General features: G+C 56.1%; 9 protein-coding genes. 2 read left to right on the top strand and 7 right to left on the bottom strand.

Annotation, left to right across the window (positions count from 1 at the left end):
- Both ACZAHD_RS19810 and ACZAHD_RS19805 read right to left on the bottom strand, forming a co-directional pair.
- Window positions 1-144 (bottom strand): peptide chain release factor-like protein (locus tag ACZAHD_RS19810; protein ID WP_462458287.1); only part of this gene is annotated, 144 nt, incomplete at its 3' end.
- Window positions 141-686: a YaeQ family protein gene (locus tag ACZAHD_RS19805; protein ID WP_462458285.1), complete on the bottom strand. Its 546-nt coding sequence runs from the start codon at window positions 684-686 to the stop codon at window positions 141-143. The genes ACZAHD_RS19805 and ACZAHD_RS19810, both read right to left, overlap by 4 nt.
- 196 nt (window positions 687-882) lie before the next feature.
- Here ACZAHD_RS19805 and ACZAHD_RS19800 point away from each other — a divergent pair, with 196 nt between their 5' ends.
- Together ACZAHD_RS19800 and rof are read left to right on the top strand one after the other, a co-directional pair.
- A complete protein-coding gene (locus ACZAHD_RS19800; protein WP_100682483.1) occupies window positions 883-1,083 on the top strand; it encodes a YaeP family protein in 201 nt (66 codons plus the stop codon).
- Entirely contained in the window at window positions 1,070-1,330 is a 261-nt protein-coding gene (gene rof / locus ACZAHD_RS19795) for a Rho-binding antiterminator (RefSeq protein ID WP_462458284.1), read from the top strand. Before ACZAHD_RS19800 ends, rof begins: the two co-directional genes overlap by 14 nt.
- A gap of 15 nt (window positions 1,331-1,345) precedes the next feature.
- Here rof and tilS read toward each other — a convergent pair whose 3' ends face one another.
- The 5 genes from tilS to dnaE all read right to left on the bottom strand — a co-directional run.
- Entirely contained in the window at window positions 1,346-2,647 is a 1,302-nt protein-coding gene (gene tilS / locus ACZAHD_RS19790) for a tRNA lysidine(34) synthetase TilS (RefSeq protein WP_462458286.1), read from the bottom strand.
- Window positions 2,648-2,713: 66 nt separating this feature from the next.
- Window positions 2,714-3,103, bottom strand: a complete 390-nt coding sequence (locus ACZAHD_RS19785) for a VOC family protein (RefSeq protein WP_462458283.1) — start codon at window positions 3,101-3,103, stop codon at window positions 2,714-2,716.
- A 42-nt stretch (window positions 3,104-3,145) separates the two neighbouring features.
- Window positions 3,146-5,302 carry a lysine decarboxylase LdcC gene (locus tag ACZAHD_RS19780; protein WP_462458282.1) on the bottom strand — a complete coding sequence of 719 codons (2,157 nt, stop codon included), beginning with the start codon at window positions 5,300-5,302 and terminating at the stop codon, window positions 3,146-3,148.
- A 113-nt stretch (window positions 5,303-5,415) separates the two neighbouring features.
- Window positions 5,416-6,375 carry an acetyl-CoA carboxylase carboxyl transferase subunit alpha gene (accA, locus tag ACZAHD_RS19775; RefSeq protein ID WP_462458281.1) on the bottom strand — a complete coding sequence of 320 codons (960 nt, stop codon included), beginning with the start codon at window positions 6,373-6,375 and terminating at the stop codon, window positions 5,416-5,418.
- Window positions 6,376-6,387: 12 nt separating this feature from the next.
- A partial coding sequence (gene dnaE, locus ACZAHD_RS19770) for a DNA polymerase III subunit alpha (RefSeq protein ID WP_462458280.1) occupies window positions 6,388-8,145 on the bottom strand: 1,758 nt, incomplete at its 5' end.

Here is an 8,145-nt window from a genome sequence, read left to right as displayed (position 1 = left end):
CAGGCTTGATGCTTTTATGTCAAAGCGCAGATGGATGGCGGTAGACGCTTTATTCACGTGCTGACCGCCCGCGCCCTGCGCGCGTATCCCGGACAGGGTTATCTCTTCATCCGGAATAACCACGCTGCGGCTAATCGTAATCATGCCGACGGCTGCCACGACGTTAAATGAATTTCCAGATTATTCTTAGCATCTGATAGCCAGATGCCGCCGTCCTGTAACGTCGCCTGTAGCACCATTGAACGATCGGCAAAAGCGCTGAGCCGGGCGAGTTGCGCATCATCCAGATACCAGACCGTCAGCTTGCTAAACTGCGCCATTTTGCTCTTGTTCTGCTGCCACCAGATTTCCGCTGCCCGACTGTTGTAGGCAAACAGCACCACCTCCTGGGCCCGCGAACACGCTTTTTTAATCCGTCGCTCATCCGGCAACCCCAGCTCAATCCACAGGTCAACGCCGAGATGATCGTTGAGCAACCAGAGCTCTGCCTCATCCTCTGACGAGAGACCGCGGGTAAACTGCAGACGTTCGTCGGCGTATTTGATCCACGCCAGCAGGCGTAGCATCATGCGCTCCTGGGTTTCAGACGGATGCTGAGCCAGCGTCAGGCTGGCATCCAGAAACTGGTTGCGATCCAGATCGGCGACGTTCACCGTAGCCTTATAAATTGTCGCTTTCAGCGCCATGAATACACTCCTGAAATAAATGGCGTACATTGTAACGAAACTCACGACAAAAGGCTGCCGGCAATCGGCGGCTCTCTTTTCATCCTGCTGATATTGCTTAAATGACTATGGTATAGTCACCTTGCTAAACAGAGTGTATCTTCGTAGGCTTAAACTTACATCCCACGGTTGAGTCAGAATACTGACAGGAGGGCATGTGGACCAATATTGTGAGTTAATACGCAAGCGGTATGCGGAAATAGCCAGCGGAGACCTAGGGTATATTTCGGATGCGCTGGGTTGCGTGTTGAAAGTATTGAATGAAATTGCGGCGGATGAGGCCCTTTCGGAGTCAGTCAGGGAAAAGGCCGCCTGTGCGGCAGCAAACTTACTGGTGAGCGATTATGTCAATGAATGATACTTATCAACCCATCAACTGTGATGATTATGACAACCTCGAACTTGCCTGCCAGCATCACCTGGTGCTTGTTCTGACGCTCAAAGATGGTGAGCAGTTGCAAGCGAAGGCAAACGATCTTATCTCGCGCAAAAATATCGAGTATCTGGTGGTGGAACTGAGCGGAAAGATTCGCGAGCTACGCCTGGATAAAATCGCCAGCTTCAGCCACCCGGAAATCGGTACCGTGGTGGTCAGTGAGTCCTGAATAAAAACGGGTGGCTCAGCCGCCCGTTTTCCTCCATATCATCTCTATCCCCTCGTCTTCCCGCGCTTCCCCTTCGCAGGTGACGAACAGCGAATCCGCCGCCGCAATCAGCGTCTCGCCGTAAAACAGCAGCGGAGTCGTATCGCGACGCCAGGGAGCAACCCCCAGCTCCTGCCAGATTTTCTTCAGCTTGCGGCCGCCGTGACGACCGACAATATGCAGGTGCCCGCTGGCGCGAAAGCGCACCGTCACCCGCTCATCACCAAGCGGGGCGCGTAACGGTCCGCCTGGCCGCAGCATCAGCTCACCAAGACCTGCCGGCAACCGCAGCGGTTGACGGTAGTCCGGCCACGGTAGCACCGCGTCCGTCTGGCCGGGTTGATATTTTACCCACCACAACCGCTGCTGGTAACGACGCACGGAAAAGTCGCCAAGACGCAGGCAGGGAAAGGCATCCTCTCGCGCCAGCGCGACTTCGCGCCAGATTCGCTCCGGCATCTCGCGCGAGGGCATCAGCGCAGAGTGTCTTGCCAGCCAGCGCCGCAGCAGCGCGGCGCGGCGCGGCGCACTCATGGACGCCAGCGCATCGATGGCTAACGAACCGTCATTCGCCACCAGTTTTGCCAAATCTTCCGCCAGCAGTTCATCCAGCAGTTGCTCCTGCTCGCCACACAGGCTGGCACTACGAGCGACCGCCTCGGTAAAGTGGGGCCAGCGCGCATTAAGCTGCGGAACAACGCGCAAACGGAGAAAGTTACGATCGTAGCTATCATCCTGATTGCTCTCGTCCTCAATCCAGCTGAGCTGATGGACCTGCGCCCACTGGTGCAGCGTCTCGCGGCGGGTATTCAGCAAAGGGCGCAGCAGCCGCGTAGTGGCAAATTCGGAGGATACCGCCATCGCCGCCAACCCCGTAGGGCCGCTACCACGTTTGAGCGCCAGCAGGAAGGTTTCACACTGATCGTCGAGGTGCTGAGCCGTCACCAGAACTTCTCCTGGCTGCAGCGCCATCCGGAAAGCCTGGTAGCGTGCCTGGCGCGCCTGCGCCTCCACGCCCAGCCCGTCATCCGCCAGAGTGACACGCTCGACCACCAACGGAATCTGCCAGTGCTGACAAACCTGCTGACAGTGCGCAACCCAGCTATCGGCATTCGCGCTCAGGCCGTGGTGAATATGGATAGCCCGCAGACGAAGCGTTGGATCCCGTTCACGCCAGCAGAGCAGTTGATGTAAAAGCACCGTCGAATCCAGACCGCCGCTGAAGGCGACCAAAAACTGACGATAAGGGTGTAGGAGTTGCGCAATATCGGGCGTCATCATCTTGATAGTGTCGCTGGGGAGATAGCCCGGCACGTTACCGGGCCGGGCGCGCTCTGGCAAGGGTTACTGCTGATAAATCTCCAGCGGCAGGCCGTCGGGATCGTTAAAAAAGGTGAAGCGTTTGCCGGTAAAAGGGTCGATACGAATCCCCTCACAGGCTACCCCATGCGCTTGCAGATGAGCCGCCGCCGCGTCAACATCGTCCACACTAAAGGCCAGATGACGTAGCCCACAGGCTTCCGGACGGCTCGGACGGGCAGGAGGAAACGGGAAGGAGAATAGTTCAATGACATACTCGCCGTTCAACGCCAGATCGCCCTTCCACGAGTCGCGCTCTTCACGATAAAACTCGCTCTGCAAGGTAAAGCCGAGGATGTCACAGTAAAAGGCTTTGCTCTGCGCATAATTGGTCGCAATGATAGCAATATGGTGAACCCGTTTTAAACCCAGCATATCTACCCCTCCAGTTAATGCCATCCAGGTTACTCGTGCCGCTTAACGCAGCGCAAGCTGTGCGTCATTTTTTAATACTCGTACCCGGTAGACCCCGTCATCATCGCGCTTCGCCCCGTGGATATCCGTTTCAAAACCCGGATAATGGCGCCCAATCGAGCAAAGCATCAGCAGGAAATCGAGCACCGCCCGGCTCTCTTCGGTAATCATCTCTCCGGGCATCAACAGCGGTACGCCCGGCGGGTACGGCAGAATCATATTGGCCGAAATGCGCCCGACCAGATTTTCCAGCTCAATGGTTTCGACTTCACCTTTGATTTGCCGCTGCCAGGCCTGATGCGGCGTCATTTTCATTTTTGGCAACACGTCAAACGCGCTCAACATCAGCTGCGGCAACTGGTGCTGGCGGATCAGACGGTGGATCCCCTGCGCCAGCTCCTGAATACGCATATTGCGATAGAAATCGGGATCTTCCGCGTAGAGATCCGGCAGCATGTTCTTCACCCGCAGATTGAGATCGTAGGCGCGCTTAAATTCGGTTAAGCCACGCAACAACCCCATCGCGCGGGTTTTATCGATCCCAATACTGAACAGAAACAGCAGGTTGTAAGGCCCCGTTTTCTCCACGACTACACCGCGCTCATCGAGGAATTTTGCCACCAGCGCAGCCGGAATCCCCTCATCATCCATATTGCCCTGTTCATCCATGCCTGGCGTCAGGATCGTCACCTTTACCGGGTCGAGGAACATATGGTTATCGTCAGCGTCTTTAAAACCGTGCCAGTTCTCACCGCTTGCCACCGGCCAGCACTGCACCTGCTCAATATCCTCCGGCTGCCAGATATCAAAGAACCAGCCGTCGGACTCTTCACGCAGACGCTGGACCTCTTTGCGGAAATCCAGCGAGCGCTCAATAGAGCGCTGAATCAACCGCTTGCCAGAATTGCCGCGCAGCATGGCCGCCGCGGTTTCTATTGAAGCAACGATCGGGTAGCTCGGCGACGTTGAGGTATGCATCATAAAAGCTTCATTAAAGGTCTCTTCGTCGTAACTGCCTTTAATATGGATCAGCGAGGCCTGCGACAGCGCCGCCAACATTTTATGCGTTGATTGTGTTTCGAAGACCACCTTGCCCGGAATGCGATCGCCGCTCATCCCGCTTTTTCCCTGGTAGATCGGATGGAAATGGGTGTAAGGCACCCAGGCGGAATCAAAATGGATCGAGGGCACATCGAGCGTCTCTTTGATCCAGGTGGTGTTGTACAGCAGTCCGTCATAGGTGGAATTGGTGATCACCGCATGTACCGGCCACCCGGCTCCGCTTGTGGTATCAACCTTCTGCTGAATACTGTCGCGGGTGAATTCTCGCTTCGGTATGCCGCCCAGAATACCCAGCGCGTTACGCGTCGGTTTCAGCCACAGCGGAACGACATCGCTCATCATCAGCAGGTGCGCCAGCGACTTATGGCAGTTACGGTCGATCAGCAGCGTGCTGCCCGCCGGCGCCGAATACATGCCGACAATCTTGTTCGACGTCGAGGTTCCGTTGGTCACCATGTAGCTCTGCTCGGCACCAAAGGCGCGGGCGATATACTCTTCAGCCTCCAGGTGTGGTCCGGTATGATCGAGGAGCGACCCCAACTCGGTAACCGAAATAGACACGTCGGCTTTCAGCGTATTGCCGCCGAAAAAGTCATAAAACAGGCAGCCAACCGGGCTTTTCTGGTACGCGCTTCCCCCCATATGGCCCGGCGTACAGAAAGTATATTTTCCCTCCTGCACATAGTTGAACAGGGCTTTGGTAAACGGCGGCGTAATGTTATCCAGGTATTCGCGCGTGTACTGGGTGATTCGGGTGGCGATCTCTTCTGCCAGGCCAAGCGCGTATTCAAAGAACCACAGCGTCATACGCAGATCCTGGCTGCTGACGTCCATCGTCGAATGCGCATTGATAAAGGCGTAGAGCGGGAGATACTCGTTCAGTTGATTGATATCGCTGCACAGATCGGCGTTGTACTCATCCCAGTCAAAGATGACCCCGCAGATCCGCGGATTATGTTCGATAAACTGCAGCAGGTCGGCGCTGTTTTGCGGCCAGATAGTCTGAAAGCCTTGCCGTTGCAGGGCCGCTTCCAGCTCTTTGATCGGTTCGTCTTTGTGGTAGACGCCGTGGGGCCCCATGATGGCGATGATATTCACGCTTTCCTCCTGGAATTGACCTGAGTCACGCATCATAGCAATCGCGCTGGCGTATCGCACATAAAAAAGGGGCCGGAAAATCCGGCCCCTGGCAATATTGACGCAAGAAACAATCAGGCGTAGCCGTAGCTCATCAGACGCTGGTAGCGACGATTTAACAGCTCTTCTTTACTCAGAGTGTCGAGATCCGCCAGATCCGCCTGCAACTGCGCCTTCAGGTTTGCCGCAATGGCTTCCGGGTTGCGGTGGGCGCCACCCAGAGGTTCCGGAATAATCGAGTCGATAAGTTTCAGCTCTTTCAGACGCGGGGCAATGATCCCCATCGCTTCGGCCGCCAGCGGAGCTTTATCTGCGCTTTTCCACAGAATGGAGGCGCAACCTTCCGGCGAAATGACCGAGTAGGTGCTGTACTGCAGCATATTCACTTTATCGCCCACGCCGATTGCCAGCGCGCCGCCGGAGCCGCCTTCCCCGATAACAGTACAGATAACCGGTACGCTCAGGCGCGACATTTCACGCAGGTTACGAGCAATCGCTTCGGACTGGCCGCGCTCTTCCGCACCGACGCCCGGGTAGGCGCCAGGGGTGTCGATAAAGGTGATGATCGGCATTTTAAAGCGCTCTGCCATCTCCATCAGGCGCAGCGCCTTACGGTAGCCTTCCGGCGCCGGCATACCGAAGTTGCGACGAATCTTCTCTTTCGTTTCGCGCCCTTTCTGGTGGCCGATAATCATCACCGGACGCCCGTCCAGACGTGCAATCCCGCCAACAATGGCTTTATCGTCAGCGTAGGCGCGGTCGCCGGCCAGTTCGTCAAATTCGTCGAATGCCAGGCGAACATAATCCAGGGTGTACGGGCGACGTGGATGGCGTGCCAGTTGCGCAACCTGCCATGCCCCCAGATCGGCGAAGATTTTGCGCGTCAGTTCAACGCTTTTCTCGCGCAGACGATGCACTTCTTCGTCGATGTTAATATCGAGTTTCTCATCCTGACGGCTTACCGCAGTCAGGGAATCGATTTTCGCTTCCAGCTCTGCAATCGGCTGTTCAAAATCAAGGAAATTCAGACTCATAGTATTCCTGTATTAGTCAAACTCCAGTTCCACCTGCTCCGAGCCGATAAGGCCACGCAGCTCGTTGAGTAAACGATCGCTCGGAGAGACGCGCCATGTTGCGCCAAAACGCAACCGCGCGCGCGCATCCGCCCTCTGATAATAGAGGTGTACTGGAATGGTTCCCGAACGGTGGGGTTCCAGAGACTGACGGAGTCGGTTTAAAAGCTGGTCATCAATTTGCCTGTCCGTCAGCGAGATAGCAAGCCCGCGAGCATATTTTTCCCGGGCTTCGTCAATGTCCATGACTTCACGGGCGGTCATTTTAAGCCCCCCGCTGAAGTCATCAAAGCTGACCTGTCCGCTGACGATAAGTATGCGGTCTTTTTCCAGCAATTGCTGATATTTATCCAGCGCGTCGGTAAATAACATCACCTCCAGACGCCCGGAACGGTCATCCAACGTACAGATACCGATACGATTGCCGCGCTTGGTGACCATTACCCGCGCGGCAATAACGAGCCCCGCCGCCGTGGTGACTTTACCACGATCGGTCGGATGCATGTCTTTGAGTCTCACGCCGCCAACATAGCGCTCAATCTCTTTCAAATACTGGTTGATAGGATGGCCCGTCAGGTACAGCCCCAGAGTCTCCCTTTCACCATCCAGCACCAGTTGCTCCGGCCACGGCTGGCAGTTGGCATAGGATTGCTCGATTTGTTCCGGCTCTTCCGCCAGCACCCCGAACATATCCGCCTGGCCAATCGCCTCGGCTTTCGCATGCTGATCGGCGGCTTTCAACGCATCGCCCAGCGAATTCATTAATGCCGCGCGATGCGGCCCGAGGCGATCAAACGCCCCGGACATAATCAGTTTTTCCAGCACCCGGCGGTTCAGTTTTTTGGTATCAGCGCGGGCGCAAAGATCGAACAACTCGCGGAAATAACCGCCGTTGTTACGTGCTTCAATAATAGCTTCAATTGGGCCTTCGCCGACCCCTTTAATCGCGCCGATGCCGTAGACGATTTCACCGTCGTCGTTCACGTGGAAATGGTACAGACCAGAGTTAATATCCGGCGGCAGGATCTTCAGGCCCATCCGCCAGCACTCGTCAACCAGCCCCACCACCTTTTCGGTGTTATCCATATCCGCGGTCATCACCGCCGCCATAAACTCGGCCGGATAGTGCGCCTTCAGCCACAGCGTCTGGTAGGAGACCAGCGCATAGGCGGCAGAGTGCGATTTGTTAAACCCATAACCGGCAAACTTCTCCACCAGATCGAAGATCTTCATCGCCAGTTCGCCGTCCACGCCGCGCTTTTTCGCCCCTTCTTCGAAGGTGCCGCGCTGCTTGGCCATCTCTTCCGGCTTCTTCTTACCCATCGCACGACGCAGCATATCCGCGCCGCCGAGGGTATAGCCTGAGAGCTCCTGGGCAATCTGCATGACCTGTTCCTGATACAGGATAATGCCGTACGTCGGCTCAAGCACCGGTTTCAGGCACTCATGCTGCCACTGCACGTCCGGGTAAGAGATCTCCTCGCGGCCGTGTTTACGGTCGATAAAGTTATCTACCATCCCCGATTGCAGCGGCCCCGGGCGGAACAGGGCCACCAGAGCGATCATATCTTCGAAACAGTCGGGCTGAAGACGTTTAATCAGGTCTTTCATGCCGCGAGATTCAAGCTGGAAAACCGCAGTGGTTTCCGAGCGTTGCAGCATATCGAAGCTTTTCTTATCGTCCAGCGGGATCGCCGCGATATCCAACGGCAGCTCGCCGTTCTTCGCCCG

Source organism: Raoultella sp. (assembly GCF_039594335.1).
Taxonomy (GTDB): domain Bacteria; phylum Pseudomonadota; class Gammaproteobacteria; order Enterobacterales; family Enterobacteriaceae; genus Klebsiella.
The sequence above is the reverse complement of the archived record's forward strand: the minus strand, read 5'-3'. Positions and strand labels throughout refer to the sequence as shown.

Bases quoted from the DNA above. Each gene is read 5' to 3' on its own strand.
- ACZAHD_RS19805 (WP_462458285.1), bottom strand. From the start codon at position 686: ATGGCGCTGAAAGCGACAATTTATAAGGCTACGGTGAACGTCGCCGAT.
- accA (WP_462458281.1), bottom strand. From the start codon at position 6,375: ATGAGTCTGAATTTCCTTGATTTTGAACAGCCGATTGCAGAGCTGGAA.
- ACZAHD_RS19785 (WP_462458283.1), bottom strand. From the start codon at position 3,103: ATGCTGGGTTTAAAACGGGTTCACCATATTGCTATCATTGCGACCAAT.
- rof (WP_462458284.1), top strand. From the start codon at position 1,070: ATGTCAATGAATGATACTTATCAACCCATCAACTGTGATGATTATGAC.
- tilS (WP_462458286.1), bottom strand. From the start codon at position 2,647: ATGACGCCCGATATTGCGCAACTCCTACACCCTTATCGTCAGTTTTTG.